Below are 19,438 nucleotides of genomic sequence, written 5' to 3' on the forward strand. Positions count from 1 at the left end.
TAATATTCAGTTCTAAGGATTACAGGAGTGGTTACATTTTCTGAACACTAGCATTTTAGGGGAATACCCAATCTTAAAGCAAATGGACACCAACCCCTAATTTCAGCATATCTTGATTATCAGAATAACCATTTTATCGTCATTTTATAGGAAGCTCGATGGAAAGGAGCAACAAGCTATGTACCGCATGCCACCAGGTCCATTTGGACAAATGGGACCATTTTCATCATTTGGACCCGGACCGATGCCACCATATGGTGGTGGGTTTGGTCCAAAACCTATGGGATTATTGGCTCGACTCTTTACACCTAGTTCCGGCGGAAGTGTCAATCTGCTCGGAATGGTTGAAAACGTTCAAAAAGTAATGAAGATGGCTGATACTGTGAAGCCATTAGTTCAACAATACGGACCAATGGTAAAGAATTTACCTTCGATGTTACAATTGTTAAAAGAATATCAAAACTATTCTTCTGATGAAGATACGAAAGAACCTGAAAAGACTGTTAAAAAAACGAAAAAAACCAGCAAGACGCCAGTCCAGAAAGCTAAACCAGCTCCTAAAAAACCGGTCAAAAAAGTAGAAGAAGTACAATTCAAAAAGGTAGAAGATGTACAATCGATCACTACCGATCATAGACAGTCCATTCCTAAACTTTATGTATAGACAGTTGTTGATTTGTCATCAGTATAGTCCTCCTTTATAATAAAGCCATGAGCTCACTTTATAAAAGGGGGACCTTTTTAAATGAAGGTAATTAAAATTTCGCCAAGAGGCTATTGCTATGGTGTAGTGGATGCAATGGTTATCGCAAGGCAAGCTGCAAGTAACCCAGAGTTACCAAGACCGATCTATATCCTAGGGATGATCGTTCACAATAAACATGTTACAGATGCTTTCGAAGATGAAGGAATTATTACATTAGATGGTCCGAATCGTTTGGAAATCTTGAAGCAAGTGAATAATGGAACTGTCATTTTCACGGCTCACGGTGTCTCGCCGGAAGTTCGTCGGGTAGCACGGGAAAAAGGCCTAACAACAATCGATGCAACATGCCCAGATGTGACGATCACTCATGATTTGATTCGAGAAAAGAAAGAAGAAGGCTATCATGTTGCCTACATTGGTAAGAAAGGACATCCAGAACCAGAAGGGGCAATTGGAATTGCGCCTGATATTGTTCACCTTGTTGAAAACGAATCAGATGTAAAGCAATTAGACATTCAATCCAATAATATTTTAATTACAAATCAAACAACTATGAGTCAATGGGACGTGCTTCATCTTATTAAAAAAATTCAGGAAAAATATCCGCAAGCTGAAGTACATGAGGAAATTTGCATGGCCACACAGGTTCGACAGGAAGCCGTTTCTGAACAAGCGAAGGAAGCCGACCTTCTATTGGTAGTCGGTGATCCAAGAAGTAACAATTCAAATCGGCTCGCTCAGGTCTCAAAAGAAATTGCAGATACCTTAGCTTACCGGATTGCTGACGTCTCAGAAATTGACCTCGAATGGTTAAAGGATATTGATACTGTTGCGGTAACAGCAGGTGCTTCTACTCCAACACCCATTACCAAGGAGGTTGTTCTCTTCTTAGATCAATACGATCCGGCTGACGAGACGACATGGAATAGAGAACGGAAGGTTAAATCAAATAAGATTCTTCCAAAGGTTAAAGTTGCAAAAAGATAACCCAAATCGAAAAGAAGGATAACTGCAATCGTTATCCTTCTTCTTTCATTAAGCGCCAGTGATCTCCATCGCTTGTATTTTTCTAAGAAAAGCACAAGCGCCCTGGGTAAGCCACGAAGGTCACTGGAAGGCCACCGAGGAGGCTGTTGCCGCCGCAGGGGGACTGAAGTGATCCGAGTGGTTGGGCGCTGGAGCTGGACATTACGTCCATGCCGCAAACTTTTATACTTTCTTAACGTGTAAAGAAAACTTGGTAAAGCCAAGCCTTTGGCGCCGGCTGAGCCTTAGTTGTGCTTATACAATAGAAAGTATTTTTATACTTTCTTAACGTGTTACAAAAACCGAAATGGGTCCGTCTCGGTGTCAGATTCGACTACTTCCGTTTGATACTTCTTATGTTGCAGCCAATTCTTGATATAAGCTGCTACACCTTTCTTCATCACTTTCTCAACATTGTGTCCCGGATCAATAATTGCCGGTCCTTCGAGCATTGCATCATGTGCGTAGTGATATTTAATATCTCCTGAAATAAAGACATCTGCACCTTTAAATTTAGCTTGGCTGATAAAGTCGTTCCCTTCTCCACCCGAGACGGCTACTTTCTTCACCAATTGAGCAGGATTTCCTACATATCTTAATCCTTCAACGTCCAAAACTTCTTTTAAGTGTTCAGCTAAAGCTTTTAATGTCATTTCATCTTTTAGCTCTCCAATTCTCCCAATCCCAAGAGACTTCCCCGGATTATCGAGGATGAAAATGTCATGCGCCACTTCCTCATATGGATGTGCCTTTTTCATTGCATTTAATACATCTTTCTCGATACTAGTTGGGTAAATGGATTCGATCTTCACTTCATCAACCTGTTCTAATATGTCTTTTCGGCCAATGTGAGGATTCGTACCTTCATGAGGCATAAACATCCCTGTACCTGGTGTATTAAACGTACAATGGCTATAATTACCGATGTATCCTGCACCAGCCTCTCCAAGTGCTTCCCGAACCTGTTCAGCATGTGATTTTGGTACGAATACAACTATTTTTTTCAATGGGTCCTTTGCTGTCTCCACAAGAACGTTCGTATTTACAATGCCAATTACGTCTGCAAGCAAATCATTTACACCGCCTGTTGCTACGTCAAGGTTTGTGTGGGCCGTGTAAAGGGTTATTTCATGCTTTAATAGCTTTTGGATCGTCCTTCCATGTGACGTGTCGGGGTTAATTCGTTTTAAAGGCTTATAAATCAAAGGATGATGAGCGATGATCAAATCGATCTCTTTCTCTATCGCTTCATCAATAACAGGCTCGATCACATCAAGGGTCACCATTACTTTCTTAATCGACTTTTGTAATGAACCCACCTGCAACCCGATCGGATCGCCTTCCATCGCCAACCACTTCGGAGCTAATTGATCGATTTGTCCAATAACTTCTTGTGCGTGTGCGTATGTTTTGCCCATTAGAAACCCTCCCTTATCCTGAATGATTGTTGACCACTGATTGTACGGCACTTAGTTTAAATCGTAATTCCTTTTTCTTTTCTTCAATTTCTTCAGATTGGCATGCACGATTGAGTTGGTCTAGAACTCTTTCCCAATTCACTGATTCCCTTTTCCATTTCTTTTGGAACGTTGAATTGTTTTCATTCATTAAAAACGGTCCGAGTAACAGTTCCTCTCTTGTCATCTTTATGACCTCATCGGATGGTTGGGCGACTAGAATTTCATAAATTTTATCATCTTCTTCAAGAATCGCTTCATTACAAAGCTTCCAATTATTTTCTTGAAGCCAATTTCGGATAAATCGAGCACCCACATTCGGCTGTAATACAAGACGCTGCACACCTTGTAGGTTTTCTTTTCCCTGCTCTAGGATGGTACTAATTAATTGCCCACCCATTCCTGCGATCACAACGGCAGAAGCCTCTCCAGGTTCGATTACTTCCAAACCGTCACCTAAGCGTACTTCAATAAACTGTTCAAGGCCTAAGCGTTTCACTTGATTAAAAGCAGAACGATATGGACCATCATTGATTTCACCTGCTATCGCTTTAATGATAATGCCATGTTGTACACAGTAACAGGGGAGATAAGCATGATCAGATCCGATATCTGCAATTGTTGCCCCTATGGGTATGTATTCTGTTACTTTTCTTAATCGTTCTGATAGTAATATTGTCATATAATCACCTATTTTTATACTTTCTTAACGTGTAAAGAAAAAAGTTTCCTGTCTGGATAAACAGAAAACTTTCATTTTGTTATTCAGCTTTCTCTTCTTTTTCTTTGCCGCCGCCTTTTTTGGCACCGCCAGCAATATATTCAGCAACCTTTTGCGCTTCCTCAGCACTTAAACCTTGGGGAGGCATCTGTCCTCTACCCTCTTGAATGATTGTAGCAATTTCATCAGCACTTAGTTTTACGTTTTGTAAAGATGGTCCAACTCCACCTTCAAGGTTTTGCCCATGACAAGCAGCGCAAGTTTGGCTGACAATTTCTTCTGGAGCCATCTCAGTTTCATTACCGCCTGCTGCTTTTTCTTTTGCGTTGTTAACGCCTACTGCTGATACGACAACCATAATTGCAATTCCGAATACAGCTATAATAGCAAATGGGATTAATGGATTTCTTTTCATATCTTATCCTCCTTGTGATGCCGTAGTTTCTGTTGTTAGTGTTACCTACCTATGTAATAGTAAACAAGCCATTTACTATTTTACTTGAAAATGCACAAGAAGGAAAGTCCTAAAAGAATCGTATGGAGGATTGTCATGATTTAGACACGATTCACCGCCCACTTTCGCAGCATGGTCTAAAATTTGTTACGGGTTAGATGGACTCACTCGCCCACTTTTGTGCTTGTTCTATAAGTTTAAACTTTTGAATTTTTCCAGATGCGGTCATCGGATATTCTTTAACAATAAAAATGTGCTCAGGAATCTTATGTTTGGAGATTTTCCCCTGACAATAGGACTTGATCGCTTCTACAGAGACACATTCATTCTCCTTCACCTGAACACAGGCAGCGACCTTCTCACCATACTTTTCATCAGGGATACCGATTACCTGTACATCCACAATGTCAGGGTGTGTATAGAGAAATTCTTCAATTTCTCTAGGGTAGACATTCTCTCCACCTCGAATGATCATATCCTTTAAACGCCCCGTTATCTTTATGTAACCTTCCACATCAAGTACCGCTAAATCACCTGTATGCAGCCATCCCTCTGAATCAATCGCGTTGGAAGTAGCTTCTGGCATTTTATAATAGCCCTTCATAACGAGGTACCCTCTAGTACAAAGTTCACCCTGAATCCCAGTCGGAACTCCTTCACTTGTTACGGGGTCGACGATTTTTACTTCTGCTACAGGATGTCTCTTACCAACTGTTTCAACCCTCCGTTCGATCGGGTCATTCTTTCTTGTTTGTGTTATGACCGGTGATGATTCTGTTTGTCCATACGCAATCGTAATTTCGTCCATACCCATTAGGTTGATGACTTTTTTCATCACCTCAATTGGACACGGCGAACCAGCCATGATTCCAGTTCGTAACGTAGACAAATTATAATCATCAAACGAATCAAGATTCAATTCTGCAATAAACATCGTTGGAACTCCATGCAATCCTGTACACTTTTCCCGTTCTACCGTCCACAATACTAGGTCAGGATCGAATTGATCAATGGGTACCATGGTGGCCCCGACAGATACACAAGCTAATACACCAAGTACACAACCGAAGCAATGGAAGAATGGTACAGGAATACATAATCGATCTTCCTCAGTAAGGTTCATTGCACTGGCAACCTGAAATCCATTATTCACAATATTATAATGGGTTAGCATGACTCCTTTTGGAAACCCAGTCGTTCCACTTGTGTATTGCATGTTAATTACATCATCATGGTGCAGCTCGTCCTCACGTTGTGCCAATTCCTCATCCGAAACCTTTGTGGAAAGTTCAATAAAGGCTTGCCAACCGAGGAGCCCATCAGGTGTCTCGGTTTCCATAAAAATCAGTTGACGAAGATATGGTAATTTTTCTGTTTCTACCTTTCCGCTTGAATCATATGTATTACCTAAAAGTGACTTAACAATATCGACATAAGATGTAGTACGGAATTGATCCATCATAAACAATGTTGTCGTGTCTGATTGCTTCAATAAATAGTCTAATTCACTCTGTTGATAGTTTGTGTTTACAGTAACAAGTACTGCTCCCATACGAGCCGACCCAAATTGTAACAACAACCATTCAAACCTATTCGTCGACCATACTGCAATATGTTCACCCTTTTTGATACCAAGCGCCATTAAGCCCTTAGCAACCTTACCGGTAAGTTCGTAGAATTCTTTATATGTATGTCGTATTTCTTCTTTGCTATATACAACTGCTTCACGGTTCGGAAATCGATTTACTTTATCTTTTAAAAGTTGTCCAATCGTTTCAGATAAATACATTCTATCGCACCTCCAAATGTTATAAATCAGATCCAATCTTCAAGTTAGCACACGTAAATATATGATATGAAAAAATAAATTAGGTTGACTCTGCATCAAAAGGACCCCAGCTACTAAGAACGGAATCATAAGCTACAATCCAGTTCCTTTTAGAAGAACAACGCTAGAGCCAGCTGAGTGAGCCAACCACTTTGTCAAACTATTTAACAGCCGATTTCTCGTGCAATAACCATACGTTGAACTTCTGATGTGCCCTCGCCTATCTCTAGGAGTTTTCCATCCCTGAAGTAACGTTCTACTTGGTAGTCGCGCATATATCCATAACCACCATGAATTTGAACAGCCTGGTCACACACTTCCATACAGATCTCGGAAGCGTATAATTTTGCCATTGATGCCTCTTTAGAGAATTTTCTCCCTTGATCCTTTAACCACGCTGCTTTATAAACCATCGTACGAGCTAGTTCAATTTTCATCGCCATATCTGCAAGCTTAAATTGAATAGCCTGGAATTTGGATAGTGAGCGACCGAACTGCTTTCGTTCGTTTGCATACGCTAGAGCCTTTTCATATGCAGCTTGGGCTATACCAACACCCATTGCTCCAATACCAATTCTTCCTCCATCCAACGTTATTAAAAACTGTCTGAATCCATAGCCTTTTTTACCTAGCATATTTTCATCTGGAACACGGACATCTTCAAGAACTAATTCCGTTGTGTTTGAAGCATGAAGTCCCATTTTTTCATAATTATCGATAATTTGAAAACCAGGATCCTCTGTATGAGCAATAAATGCCGTAATTTCTTTTTCTGCATCATTTCGGTCTGTTACTGCTGTTAATGCTAAGTGCTTCGCATAGCTTGAATTCGTTATAAAGCACTTGCTACCATTTATTACCCACTCGTTTCCATCTTTTACTGCAGTCGTTTCAGTCCCACCTGCATCCGATCCCGCGTTTGGTTCCGTTAGGCCAAAAGCACCTAATGATTCACCTGAGCAAATCGGCACGAGATACTTCTGTTTCTGTTCCTCAGTCCCGAACATGTTTATTGGTGCCCCACCTAATGATATGTGAGCCGAATACGTAATACCTGTCGATCCACACGCTCGACTAAGCTCTTCGACTACAATCGCAAAGCTGACTGTATCAGCTCCACCGCCACCGTATTCTTCTGAAAATGGAAGTCCCATCATTCCGAGATCCCCTAGTTTTTTAAATACCTCTACAGGAAATTTCTTATCCCTGTCTCGTTGTTCTGCACCTGGTGCTACTTCTTCCTCGGCAAATTCTCTTATCATTTTAAAAATCATTTTCTGTTCATCGGTTAAATCATAGTTCAAGTTTCTTCCACTCCTGCCTATCTTTTTTGTATATTTGTATACGCTTACACTCATTATACGTATAAATCTAGGAATTTTTCAACAGTTAAAAAGGTTCCGAAAATACTATAAACTGAAAATATAATGATTTTTAAGGGTAAAAAAGTTCCGAATCGGATTTGCAAATGAATTAAAAAATCAGTAAAATAAAGAACAAGAAACAACAACTCCTAATTGATGGAAAATAGAAAAGCGGAGGTGCCTTGTTAGGTGCGACAAGCGCTGGAGATTCTGAAGCATAACACGCTTTTTGTGTTTGTGGAAGAATCGAAGCGACCTCGAGCACCTAGGCACTGGAGCTAGACAATAGAAAAGCGGAAGCGCCTTGCACAGGTGCGACAAGCGCTGGAGATTCTGTAGCATAACACGCATTTTGTGTTTGTGGAAGAATTGAAGCGACGATCTGCGCACCTAGGCGCTAAAGCTAGACAATAGAAAAGCGTGAGTCAGCTTGTGACCCACGCGAAAAAGTTCTTTTCTTTTTACTCTAAAAAGTCTTTGAGTCGTTTACTACGACTTGGATGTCTAAGTTTTCGTAAAGCCTTTGCTTCAATTTGTCGAATACGCTCACGGGTAACGCCGAAAACTTTTCCGACTTCTTCAAGAGTTCTCGTACGACCATCATCAAGACCAAAACGGAGGCGAAGAACATTCTCCTCCCGGTCGGTAAGAGTATCGAGAACATCTTCAAGTTGTTCTTTAAGCAATTCATATGCAGCGGCATCAGAAGGTGCTAAAGCATCTTGGTCTTCAATAAAATCACCGAGATGTGAGTCATCTTCTTCACCGATTGGTGTTTCAAGCGATACGGGTTCTTGTGCAATTTTAAGGATTTCACGGACTTTTTCAGGCGATAGATCCATTTCTTTCCCAATTTCTTCAGGAGTTGGTTCACGTCCAATATCTTGAAGAAGTTGTCGTTGAACACGAATTAGCTTATTAATGGTTTCAACCATGTGAACCGGGATCCGGATTGTTCTTGCCTGGTCAGCAATTGCACGCGTAATTGCCTGTCGAATCCACCAGGTGGCATACGTACTAAATTTGAATCCTTTTCGATAATCAAACTTTTCAACTGCTTTAATAAGACCCATGTTTCCTTCTTGAATCAAGTCAAGAAAGAGCATACCGCGTCCTACATATCGTTTTGCAATACTTACAACAAGACGTAAGTTCGCTTCAGCGAGTCGGCGTTTTGCTTCTTCGTCACCTTGCTCAATTTTAAGGGCAAGATCGATTTCATCTTTCGCAGATAAAAGATCTACACGACCAATTTCTTTCAAATACATCCTGACAGGGTCATTGATTTTGACTCCAGGAGGTACACTTAAATCGTTCAAGTCGAACTCTTCTTCGGTCTTGCTAGCAGCTTGAATATTTGGGTCATCTCCATCCTCGTCCACAATCTCAACTCCCTGATCACCCAAATACTCATAGAATTCGTCCATTTGCGCTGAGTCCTGCTCAAATTGTGCAAGTTTGGTTGTAACCTCACTATACGTTAGGACCCCCCGCTTTTTTCCGAGTTCTACTAATTGTTCCTTTACTTGATCGATGGTTAATTCACCTTCCGCCTCTGGGCGAGTTGGTTTCTCAGCCATGCGATCCCCTCCTTCCATACTCTACTTCCGGTTATCTAACTTTTTAATGCTTTCTTTAATTCAACGATTTCCATTGCTATTTGTGCTGCTAAAACGACATCTTTTTCTCTTTCTGCCTGTTTTTTATCTTTTTCTCTCTCTTGTATCTCAAGCATCCTAGGATATTTCTGAATTTGATTCACATAATCAGAAAGCTCCTGATCTGAAATATCCTCGTTTATTGTTAACATTGCGAGTTCCGTAATCACTTTCTTTAACCGTTGATCACCAACTCGTTCAAGGAATATACTTATATCAGGTTCAAATCCATCTGCATAAAACGCATATAAGTATGCCGCAATTGCACTATACTCCTCGATATTAAATGCTCCCCCAAGTAGTTCTTCCACTTTCTCGGCAATGTGTACATCTTTAAGCATATGTGCTAACAATATTCGTTCAGAATTATGAAATGCCGGTAAAAGACGATTGGATGGACCAATGTTGGGCTTACGGTTATTTTCCCTTTTTCGATCATCCTTATCCTTTTTCCTTCTAACTTGAAGGTACGCTTGATACTGTTGTTGCTTTACTGCGTCTAGCGAGAGATTAAATTCATCAGCGAGCTGGCGTAAGTAATGATCACGCTCGACTGCTTTTGAAAGTTTTGCAATTTCTTGTAGTATTTCTTCGATATACTGCATGCGTTCTCCTTCATCATGAAGGTTTTTTCCTCTCCGCATGTACTGCATTTTGAAACCCATTACCGTTAGGCTTGCCCCTAATACATCTGAAGTGAAGCGTTTCACTCCATACTTTTGAATGTAGTCATCAGGGTCCATATCATTCGGCATTTGGGCAATTTTGACGATGCACTCTGCTTTCTCTAGCAATTCAGTTGCTCGAAATGCTGCATTTACACCTGCATTATCCGAATCGTAGCAAATGATGACGGTATTCACATTACGACTCAAAAGTCTTGACTGTTCCTCTGTTAAAGAAGTCCCCAGTGTTGCAACTGCATTGCGCACTCCAGCTTTCCACGCAGCGATGACATCCACATATCCCTCAAATAAAATCACTTTATCTTCTTTTCGCATCGCGGGACGAGCTAAATGATACGAATAAAGGGTCCGCCCTTTATTAAAAATTTTCGTCTCTGGGCTATTTAAGTACTTCGGCTCACCTTCACCAAGTATCCGACCACCAAACGCAATTGTTTTTCCTTGGGAATCCCAAATCGGAAACATGATGCGATCTCGAAATCGGTCAAAAAACTTCCCGTCAAAATCTCGTCTTGAAAGTAATCCAGCCTCATGCATTTGTTGCAAGGAATATTGCCGTTTATTTAAAAAGGAGCTGCCAAATTCCCAAGAATCAGGGGCGTAGCCGATCTGATAATGATTAATCATTTCATCATCAAAACCACGATCATACAAGTATTGCTTCGCCTTCTCACCATATTCTGTATTCATTAAACAATGGTGATAAAGTCTGGCTAATAGCTGGTGACCTTCACGCATTGTTTCTTTTTCTTTTGACTTCTCATCATCGTGATGCAAGGCTACCTGTTCCGGTAGTTCAACTCCGCTTCGATCAGCGAGGTTTTTGATCGCTTCAATAAAGGTAAATCCTTCAACCTCCATCAGAAAAGAAATAACATTCCCGCCTTTTCCACAACCAAAACATCGAAAAATCTGTTTATCAGCTGATACTGAAAACGACGGTGTTTTTTCACTGTGAAAAGGACAGAGACCAAAATGGTTACGTCCTTGCTTTTTCAGCTGGACATATTCTCCAATGATCTCAATAATATCGTTGGACTTTTGGATTTGATCAATCTTTTCTTCAGGAATACGCATTCCCATTTTATCACCATTCTTTACTGTTCTTCCCCTGTTTCATACCTCAAAATTATGGAATGGTTATTCAACAGATTGTGATAGGATCCTCTCAAACTCCTTACTGAAACTTTTCACATCATCTTCAGTAAATCGTGAAGGTCCCTTGGTTCTTTTCCCTGCTTTCCGCTGCATTTTTGCAAAATGCCGGGATTGTAGCATCGAAGGCATTTCATCTTCCAAGTACTGTTTACCTCTTGGAGAGATTGCATAAACACCTTTGGATACCAATAAACTCGCTAAAGCATGATCCTGAGTAATAACCACATTACCTGCTGAAGTGTGATTAACAATATATAAATCAACAGCTTCAGGCTCTGAATCAACGAGGATCCATTCTATTTCTTCGTAACGATCGGTCGCATGACTGTAAGAAGCAATAAAAAAAACCTTGTACTCATTGGTTTTCGAGATTTCAAGGATAGCCTTCTTAATTTGGTTTGGACAAGCGTCAGCATCAACCAACACATTTCGAGTATTCTTCATGATAAAAGTATTTCTACATCCTCTCACAGATTCCTGCCTTGAAATCAATGTTTTATATTTCAGAATATTGTCGAATTCTGTTTTACCTAGTATAACCAATTTGTCAAGTTTAATAACTTGACTATAATTTATACCATGTATTATGGTATAAAAGCACACAATTGATTATTATAGCGCACTTTTCTCTGTTTGACTATTGTAAATGATTTACTCACACTTTTCGACAAATATGCATTGTTCAGTTTTTTCCAATACTAGACGTTCTTTTTCTTCCATAAAAAGCGGGCTGATCCTTTATTTTTAGGATCAGCCCTATTTACTTGCACGTTAAGAAAGTATAAAAATACTTTCTATAGTATAAGCGCAACTACGGCGATCACCTGCGCTGAGGCTTGGCGCTAGCCAAGTTTTCTTTATTATTTATCGTTGTCTATTTTTGTGGATATTTAAAATATAATTGGCCGTTTCTTCTACGGCCTTATTTGATACATCTATCACTTTACACCCTAATCTTTCAGCTACTTGATCAAAATAGCTCAATTCTTCTTTAATCCTGTTCATATTCGCATAATTTGCATGGTCATCCAAACCAAGTGCCTTTAACCGTTCTCTTCGAATATCATTTAACTTTTCTGGACGTATTCGAAGTCCATAACATTTTGACATCGAGATCTTAAAGAGTTCTTCTGGGGGCTCTACCTCAGGAACAATTGGAACATTTGCGACCTTTAGGCGTTTTAGAGCAAGGTATTGCGATAAAGGAGTCTTAGATGTACGTGAAACACCTACCAATACGATGTCTGCTTTCAGTATTCCTCTCGGGTCTCTTCCATCATCATATTTTACCGCAAACTCAATTGCTTCAACCTTCTTGAAATAATCCTCATCCAGCTTATGAACGAGTCCTGGTTCATTACGTGGTCCTTTATTGAAATGTTGCGTCATTCTTTCAATCATTGGTCCAACTATATCAACGGCAGGAACACCTTCTTTTGCTGCCTCTTCAATCAAAAAGTCTTTTATTTCAGGTACTACTAATGTAAATCCTATAATTGCGTGGTTATCTTTCGCAAGGGCAATCACTTCTTTAACAGTTCCACAATCTTCTACGTAAGGGACCCTGCGAAGTTCGATTGTTGTGGTATTAAATTGGCTTGCCGCAGCCTTTACAACTAGTTCTGCTGTTTCACCGACCGAATCGGACACAACATAGACAATAGGTCTTTTTCCCAAATCTACCATAGCGTCCTCCTTATCCTGAGAAATTGTTAAAATTTTTTCAATAAAGTTGTTTAGAATGTTCCCATATTCTATTAAATAATTGCATCGCCAGAAATATCAACCAACGCTTTCGTTATATTGGTCTTAGTAATACGTCCGATCACTTCATATGCACTTTCCCCATTTGTGTCCTTTACTACAGGAACAGCATCAATTTGTTTATCGATCAACTTCGCTGCAACGTCCGTTAAATAGTCTTCTTTCTGACAGACCGTTATATTCGGCATCCGTGTCATAATAATATTGACAGGGATTGTATTAAGCTCCTGATTGCCCATACTTGCCCTAAGTAGGTCCTTTCTAGAGAGCACACCCACAAGTTTCGTTTGTTTATTAACAACAAATAATGTGCCTACATCTTCTAAAAACATCGTGCAGATTGCATCATAAACAGTTGCCGATTCCTGAACGACTACAGGAAGGGAAAAGTAATCCTTTACTTGTATCTGCCGAATTTTTTCTGTTAATACTTGCGCACTTGTTTTTCCTGTATAAAAGTAACCAACTCTAGGGCGTGCATCTAGATAACCTGACATTGTTAAAATGGCGAGGTCAGGCCTAAGAGTCGCACGTGTTAAATTAAGCTGGTCCGCTATATGTTCTCCCGTAATTGGCCCATGGTCTTTGACGATCTCAACGATTCTCTCTTGACGCTTATTGAGTTCGATTGGTAACACCACCTTACTGCCTTGTATATGTTATACTCTTTTGGATTCATTATAACCTATATTGTTGATCTAAAGGAAGTATCCGCATTAAAGATAACACAAAACAAAATTAGCACGTCATAAGAAAAGCGCAAGCGCCCCGGGTAGCCACGAAGGTCACTGGAAGGCCACTGAGGAGGCTGTTGCCGCCGGAAGGGGACTGAAGTGATCCGAGTGGCTGGGCGCTGGAGCTAGACATTGCCTCTCTGCATCAAAATTTTATACTTTCTTACCTCATAAGAAAAGCGCAAGCGCCCTGACGCTCTCCTCCTTGTCTACTCTCTTGATTAAAAAACAAGCTGGTTAAAATCAGCAAATGAACAGATTTCTTTTGACAATAAAGCCATTTGTGCCTGTCGATTTTCACGTAGTTCCTCGTCATCAGTATTCACCATCGTATTGTCAAAGTAGCGATCAATGGCTTGGGGTAACTCTTTTAGCTTATTAAACACATGTCGAACGTTCTCAGGAGAATCTAAATGATCATTCACTTTTTTATATGCAAGATAATGTTCATGGAGATTTCTTTCTTCCTCATTCTCAAATCGTTCAGGAATAACGTTTGACGAATGTTCGTTCAGGTTCTTCGAAATATTTAAAACTCGACTCAATGATTCATTTGCTTCTTTAAATGAATCATTTTTCAACTCATTTACAAGAATTTCTGCTCGTGCCAATAAAAGATCAACTCTCCCAATCGAGCTTTTCAGGACTGCATCTATAACATCATATCTAACGTTCATATCCTGCATAACTGTTTTTAACCGTGTATTAAAAAATTCAATCAACTGCTTATATACATTCTCACGTTCGTTCTTTAAAAGGTTTGCCTCTTCATATTGATCAAGAACCACACTCAAGAGGTCCTCTAATTGAACAGGCCAACCCTTTTGGCGTAGGATTTGCAGAACGCCTGCAGCTTGTCTTCTAAGAGCATAAGGGTCTGTGGAGCCAGTAGGAACGATTCCTATCCCAAAACAACCAACGATCGTATCCAGTTTATCCGCCACACTCAATACAGAACCAATAACTGTCCCAGGTAAATTATCCGAAGCAAAACGGGGCTGATAATGTTCGTTGATTGCCGCGGCAACTAGGTCTTCCTCTCCAAAATGCTTGGCATATTTCTCACCCATCACCCCTTGGAGCTCGGGGAATTCATAAACCATCTGTGTAACAAGATCAAACTTACAAATCGATGCAGCTCGTTGAATCGTCTTCCTCGTGTCAGTATCTAAACGAAGAAGTTCACTTGTGCGTTCCGCATGTTTTTGGATTCTGCTTACCTTGTTTGCAATCGTACCAAGTTCTTCATGGAATACAATGGATTCAAGACGGTTCATACAGCTGTCAATAGACTTGTTGCGATCCTCCTCATAGAAGAATTGTGCATCCTTTAAACGTGCACGTAATACTTTTTCATTCCCTTTTGCAACGTTCTGAAGTTGGTTGTGATCCCCATTGCGTACGGTCACAAAATAAGGAAGAAGTTTCCCTTCTTTATCACGAACCGGAAAGTACCTTTGATGCTCTTTCATTGAAATGATTAATACTTCTGAAGGTAAATTTAAAAATTCTTCATCAAACTTCCCAAAAAGTGCAGTGGGATATTCAACGAGATTGTTAACTTCCTCAAGCAAATCTTCATCAATAGGAATCAGCCAATTCTCTTCCTCTTGAATACTATTTAATTGGTTCCGTATCGCCTCTTTTCGTTCTTCTGCATGAACGATAACGAATTGACCAAGTAGATCCTCGGGATAGTCAGAAGAGGTAGAAATCTCAATCTCTTCACCTAGAAATCGATGACCGGTTGTGTTTCGACCAGCGTGCACACCAGCTATTTCTAGTTCTGGCACCTCGGAGCCGTATAAAAAAAGGATCCATTTTATCGGTCGAACAAATTTAAAATCCATATCACCCCAGCGCATGTTTTTTGGAAAGTGTAACGTTTGTATAACCCGATTCAGTTCTGGGAGCAATTCAATAGTTGGTTTCCCAGTAGTAAAGCGATTTGCAAATACATACTCTGTCTTCTTTACTTCTTTAAAATATAGGTCATCAGCGAGAACACCTTGACCTTTTGCAAACCCTTGCGCTGCTTTCGACCAGTTTCCCTTTTCATCCATCGCAATTTTTTTTGCTGGGCCCCTTAATTCTTCCTCCATATCATCCTGAGTCTCAGCTACTTCCTTAACTTTTACAGCTAACCTGCGTGGCGTAGAGTAGTGCTCCACTTCAGTAAAGGCAATACGATTCTCTGTAAGCCACGCTGCAACCTTGTCAGCAAGCTGGTACATCGCGTCCGTTACAAACCTTGCAGGCATTTCTTCTACACCAATTTCTAAAATGAGATCACGCTTATTCATCTACATTTACCTCCTTTTCTTTCAACATCGGAAATCCTAACTGTTCACGTTGTTCATAATAGGCTTTGGCACATTTTCTTGCTAAATTCCGAACTCTACCAATGTACCCCGTTCTCTCTGTAACTGAAATAGCGCCTTTTGCATCTAGTTGATTAAACGTATGTGAGCATTTAAGCACATAATCATATCCTGGAAACACAAGGTTTTCTTCAAGTGCACGTTTTGCTTCTTTCTCATACGTATTAAATAATGAAAAGAGCATTTCTACATCGGACACTTCAAATGTATACTTGGAATGTTCAAATTCTGATTGATAGTAAAGATCGTGATAGGTATAGCCAGAATGCCATTCCAAATCAAAAACATTTTCTTTGTCCTGAATATACGAAGCGAGTCGCTCGATACCGTATGTAATCTCTGATGTAACTGGTTTAGCCTCAAGGCCTCCTACTTGTTGAAAATAAGTGAATTGAGTGATTTCCATACCATCGAGCCACACTTCCCATCCAAGACCTGATGCTGCGAGCGTTGGTGCCTCCCAGTTATCCTCCACAAAGCGGATATCATGCTCCAATGGGTCAATACCGATTTCTTTCAGGCTATTTAAATAGAGCTCCTGAATGTTATCAGGCGAAGGCTTTATCACTACCTGAAACTGATGATGCTGAAAAAGTCGATTCGGATTTTCACCATAACGCCCATCCACAGGCCTTCTCGATGGTTCAACATAAGCGGCACTCCATGGCTCAGGACCGATACTTCTTAGGAAGGTCATCGGGTTCATTGTTCCTGCTCCTTTTTCGACATCATATGCCTGCATAACAAAGCAACCATGTTCAGCCCAATAGCGTTGTAAAGTTAAAATCATTTCTTGTAAATTCATCGTTGCACCTCCAACTTTTCTTTGAATTCAAAAAAACTCTCGTCTCTATGCCTAAGAACGACATAGGGACGAGAGTTTACCCGCGGTTCCACCCTATTTGGAATTTTCCGTTATAAAAGGATCAAATCCTTTTAAACCCATTCCCACTTTAATACTGAAGTTTGATAAGGAATGCCTTTCCTTGCCCACCATACTCTGGCTTCCACTGTCCCAAAGTCGCTACATTATGAGAATGCAAGTACTCTTTTCCTTCTTCACAATTTTTTTATTGACAGTATCATAATTCTTTTCAGATGTTTTGTCAAATCAATTCGCTAATAATGATGTGTGGTTATTCTAATGAATCCAGTTGATCAAGAAACCGTTTTGACTTCAAACGAATACCTGTGTACTCATCCATATATGTCGATAAAATTAATTTTATTGTCTTTTTTGTTTCCTCTTTTACTGAAACACTTCCAAGCCTTGTAAGGTCCATATGATAAAAAAGATAGAGCAGTCTTGCCGTTTGGGGAGAAATCGCGAGGGCATTAGGATCAATTTGGCGACATTGCTCACACAAGAAGCCACCCTCTGCAATCGAGAAGGAAAAGGCCCCTTCTTTCCGCGCACAATTTACACATCGATCAACAGTAGGACCTACACCCGCAATTCGAAACATCTTCATTTCAAAAATCGCTAATAAGACATCTGCATCGATCCCCTCATCCAAATAAGTTAATGCTAGGTTCAAGAAATCAAAGAGAGCAGCCGAAGGTTTGCTTTCCTCCGTTGATTTATCTAACAGCTCAACAATATAGGCTGCATATGCCGTTTTAAATAGATCCTGTTTAATTGCTCGGTATGTATTGATGATCTCACCTTGACTTAAGCTCCCAAGACCACGGCCTTTTTGGATAAGAAACTGAGCATGAGTAAATAATTGAGAAACAGAAGAGAGGCGACTTTTCGTCTTTTTCGCCCCTCTTGCCATTATACCCATTTTTCCAAAATCCTTTGTATAGACAGTTAACACTTTGTTTGATTCACCGTAATCAATAGTCCGGATTACGATCGCCTCAGTTTTAATCAACAACTCCATCACCACCGGTTTCATGTGGGATGCAAATCAAAGCTCAGTATCTACAAAATCGCTATTCCCTTCATCGCCTTCCACCAGGTCGTTCGACACCACATGTTCATCATCAAGCTCTCTTAAAAGTAAATAGGTATCAATGTTTCCTGTTACACAAAACAATTTCCAGGTAAAGTCCCTCATGGAAAATCTCCACCTTTCGAAGAAAATTAAGCAATCCTTATTTAATTAGCTTGGCTTTGTTTGCTCATTTAATGTTATGGAATTTTTGACAATTATTTTGATTCACGATTATGATATTCGGCTAAAGCAAATTACGTTTAATAATCTTCTTCATTGAAACCATAATCCCTCAAATTAAACGGACGATTTCTCCAATCCTTCTGTACCTTGACCCATAATTCAAGGTACACTTTGGAACCGAGTAAATGTTCCATATCCACTCTTGCTCGTGAGCCAACTTCTTTCAGCATCTTACCTTGTTTCCCTATGATAATCCCCTTTTGTGAAGGTCGTTCGACAATGATTGTAGCCGTTATGTCTACTAAGTTTCCACTTTCTTGGGGAACCATTTGGTCAATTACAACCGCAACAGAGTGAGGGACTTCCTCCCTCGTTAAGTGCAATACTTTCTCACGGATTAGCTCAGCGACGATAAATCGTTCAGGATGATCGGTGACTTGATCCTCAGGATAATATTGAGGTCCTTCTTCTAAGTATCTGGTAATTTGCTCCATCAGGGTCGTCACATTGTTACCGTTTAAGGCAGAAATTGGAATGATTTCTGCAAAGTTAAGCTTTTCCCGATATTGAGCAATAAGTGGCAGCAAATCATCAGGATGCACCTTGTCAATTTTATTAATTACAAGAAAAATCGGCTGGTCTGTCTTTTCGAGTCGATCGATGATAAACTGATCTCCGCGACCATACCCTTCCTCTGCATTGATCAAAAATAAAATAAGGTCAACTTCATTCAACGTATTTTGAGCAATCTTTGTCATATAGTCGCCAAGTTTATGCTTAGGCTTATGAATACCCGGTGTATCGATAAAAACGATCTGACTATCCTCGTTTGTATAAACCCCTTGGATTTTATTTCGGGTCGTTTGGGGCTTGTCACTCATAATGGCAATTTTCTGACCAAGCACTTGGTTTAGTAGCGTAGACTTCCCTACATTAGGACGGCCAATTATTGAAACAAAACCTGATTTAAATCCTTCTTTATTCATTTAAGTCCTCCGGAGAAAATGCACCTGGTAAGAGTTCAGCAACTGTTAGCTCATATACATCTCCATTTAAATTTGTAAGAATAACAGGCATTGAAGGCGGACAAAGCTCAGATATTACTTGACGGCAAGCTCCGCACGGCGGTACTGGTCGCTTTGTGTCTGCAACAACAGCAAGGGCTTTATAGGCTTTATCACCTTCAGAGTATGCTTTAAATAAAGCCGTTCGTTCAGCACAGTTACATAGGCTGTATGCTGCATTTTCAATATTTGCACCACGATAAACTTTATCATCCTCTGTTAACAAAGCCGCACCTACTTGAAATTTTGAATATGGGGTATATGCAAAATTTCGTGCTTCTAGCGCTTCTTTTATTAGTTTTTCTTTATTCAAG

Annotated in this window: 18 protein-coding genes; 2 read left to right on the forward strand and 16 right to left on the reverse strand. The window is 40.1% G+C overall.

The window, feature by feature from the left end:
- Positions 1-178: 178 nt before the first annotated feature.
- On the forward strand, positions 179-664 hold the full coding sequence (gene vrrA / locus NON16_RS00600; protein WP_257346003.1) for a VrrA/YqfQ family protein: 486 nt from the start codon (positions 179-181) through the stop codon (positions 662-664).
- Between the two features lie 81 nt (positions 665-745).
- A complete protein-coding gene (locus NON16_RS00605; protein ID WP_257346004.1) occupies positions 746-1,693 on the forward strand; it encodes a 4-hydroxy-3-methylbut-2-enyl diphosphate reductase in 948 nt (315 codons plus the stop codon).
- A 332-nt stretch (positions 1,694-2,025) separates the two neighbouring features.
- On the opposite strand, the gene NON16_RS00610 is transcribed toward NON16_RS00605, so the two are convergent.
- From NON16_RS00610 to NON16_RS00685, 16 genes are all read right to left on the reverse strand, one after another.
- Positions 2,026-3,150: a Nif3-like dinuclear metal center hexameric protein gene (locus NON16_RS00610; RefSeq protein WP_257346005.1), complete on the reverse strand. Its 1,125-nt coding sequence runs from the start codon at positions 3,148-3,150 to the stop codon at positions 2,026-2,028.
- A gap of 13 nt (positions 3,151-3,163) precedes the next feature.
- On the reverse strand, positions 3,164-3,871 hold the full coding sequence (locus tag NON16_RS00615; RefSeq protein ID WP_257346007.1) for a tRNA (adenine(22)-N(1))-methyltransferase: 708 nt from the start codon (positions 3,869-3,871) through the stop codon (positions 3,164-3,166).
- 79 nt (positions 3,872-3,950) lie between these two features.
- Positions 3,951-4,325: a cytochrome c550 gene (gene cccA, locus NON16_RS00620; RefSeq protein WP_257346008.1), complete on the reverse strand. Its 375-nt coding sequence runs from the start codon at positions 4,323-4,325 to the stop codon at positions 3,951-3,953.
- A 193-nt stretch (positions 4,326-4,518) separates the two neighbouring features.
- Positions 4,519-6,153: an AMP-binding protein gene (locus NON16_RS00625; RefSeq protein ID WP_257346010.1), complete on the reverse strand. Its 1,635-nt coding sequence runs from the start codon at positions 6,151-6,153 to the stop codon at positions 4,519-4,521.
- A gap of 203 nt (positions 6,154-6,356) precedes the next feature.
- The gene (locus NON16_RS00630; protein ID WP_257346012.1) at positions 6,357-7,496 is read right to left on the reverse strand and encodes an acyl-CoA dehydrogenase; all 1,140 of its coding nucleotides are present in this window, start codon (positions 7,494-7,496) and stop codon (positions 6,357-6,359) included.
- Positions 7,497-8,017: 521 nt separating this feature from the next.
- The gene (gene rpoD, locus NON16_RS00635; RefSeq protein ID WP_257346014.1) at positions 8,018-9,136 is read right to left on the reverse strand and encodes an RNA polymerase sigma factor RpoD; all 1,119 of its coding nucleotides are present in this window, start codon (positions 9,134-9,136) and stop codon (positions 8,018-8,020) included.
- A gap of 35 nt (positions 9,137-9,171) precedes the next feature.
- Positions 9,172-10,983, reverse strand: coding sequence for a DNA primase (dnaG, locus tag NON16_RS00640; protein WP_257346016.1), 1,812 nt, complete (start codon positions 10,981-10,983; stop codon positions 9,172-9,174).
- Between the two features lie 57 nt (positions 10,984-11,040).
- Entirely contained in the window at positions 11,041-11,502 is a 462-nt protein-coding gene (locus NON16_RS00645) for a YaiI/YqxD family protein (RefSeq protein WP_257346018.1), read from the reverse strand.
- Between the two features lie 420 nt (positions 11,503-11,922).
- On the reverse strand, positions 11,923-12,744 hold the full coding sequence (locus tag NON16_RS00650) for a pyruvate, water dikinase regulatory protein (RefSeq protein ID WP_257346020.1): 822 nt from the start codon (positions 12,742-12,744) through the stop codon (positions 11,923-11,925).
- A 71-nt stretch (positions 12,745-12,815) separates the two neighbouring features.
- A complete protein-coding gene (gene ccpN, locus NON16_RS00655; RefSeq protein ID WP_308216562.1) occupies positions 12,816-13,463 on the reverse strand; it encodes a transcriptional regulator CcpN in 648 nt (215 codons plus the stop codon).
- Between the two features lie 314 nt (positions 13,464-13,777).
- Positions 13,778-15,859: a glycine--tRNA ligase subunit beta gene (gene glyS, locus NON16_RS00660; RefSeq protein ID WP_257346024.1), complete on the reverse strand. Its 2,082-nt coding sequence runs from the start codon at positions 15,857-15,859 to the stop codon at positions 13,778-13,780.
- Complete coding sequence (gene glyQ / locus NON16_RS00665) at positions 15,852-16,742, reverse strand: glycine--tRNA ligase subunit alpha (protein WP_257346026.1); 891 nt, start codon at positions 16,740-16,742, stop codon at positions 15,852-15,854. The genes glyS and glyQ overlap by 8 nt, the downstream gene beginning before the upstream one ends.
- Before the next feature lie 331 nt (positions 16,743-17,073).
- Positions 17,074-17,817, reverse strand: coding sequence for a DNA repair protein RecO (recO, locus tag NON16_RS00670; protein ID WP_257346028.1), 744 nt, complete (start codon positions 17,815-17,817; stop codon positions 17,074-17,076).
- A gap of 33 nt (positions 17,818-17,850) precedes the next feature.
- On the reverse strand, positions 17,851-18,000 hold the full coding sequence (locus NON16_RS00675) for a YqzL family protein (protein WP_257346030.1): 150 nt from the start codon (positions 17,998-18,000) through the stop codon (positions 17,851-17,853).
- Between the two features lie 137 nt (positions 18,001-18,137).
- On the reverse strand, positions 18,138-19,046 hold the full coding sequence (era, locus tag NON16_RS00680; protein WP_257346032.1) for a GTPase Era: 909 nt from the start codon (positions 19,044-19,046) through the stop codon (positions 18,138-18,140).
- Positions 19,039-19,437 (reverse strand): cytidine deaminase, encoded by a 399-nt coding sequence (locus NON16_RS00685; RefSeq protein WP_257346034.1) that lies wholly within the window; start codon positions 19,435-19,437, stop codon positions 19,039-19,041. The genes era and NON16_RS00685 overlap by 8 nt, the downstream gene beginning before the upstream one ends.
- Position 19,438 lies beyond the last annotated feature (1 nt).

This window comes from Pseudalkalibacillus decolorationis (assembly GCF_024609785.1).
GTDB classification, from domain to species: Bacteria; Bacillota; Bacilli; order Bacillales; family Fictibacillaceae; genus Pseudalkalibacillus; species Pseudalkalibacillus decolorationis.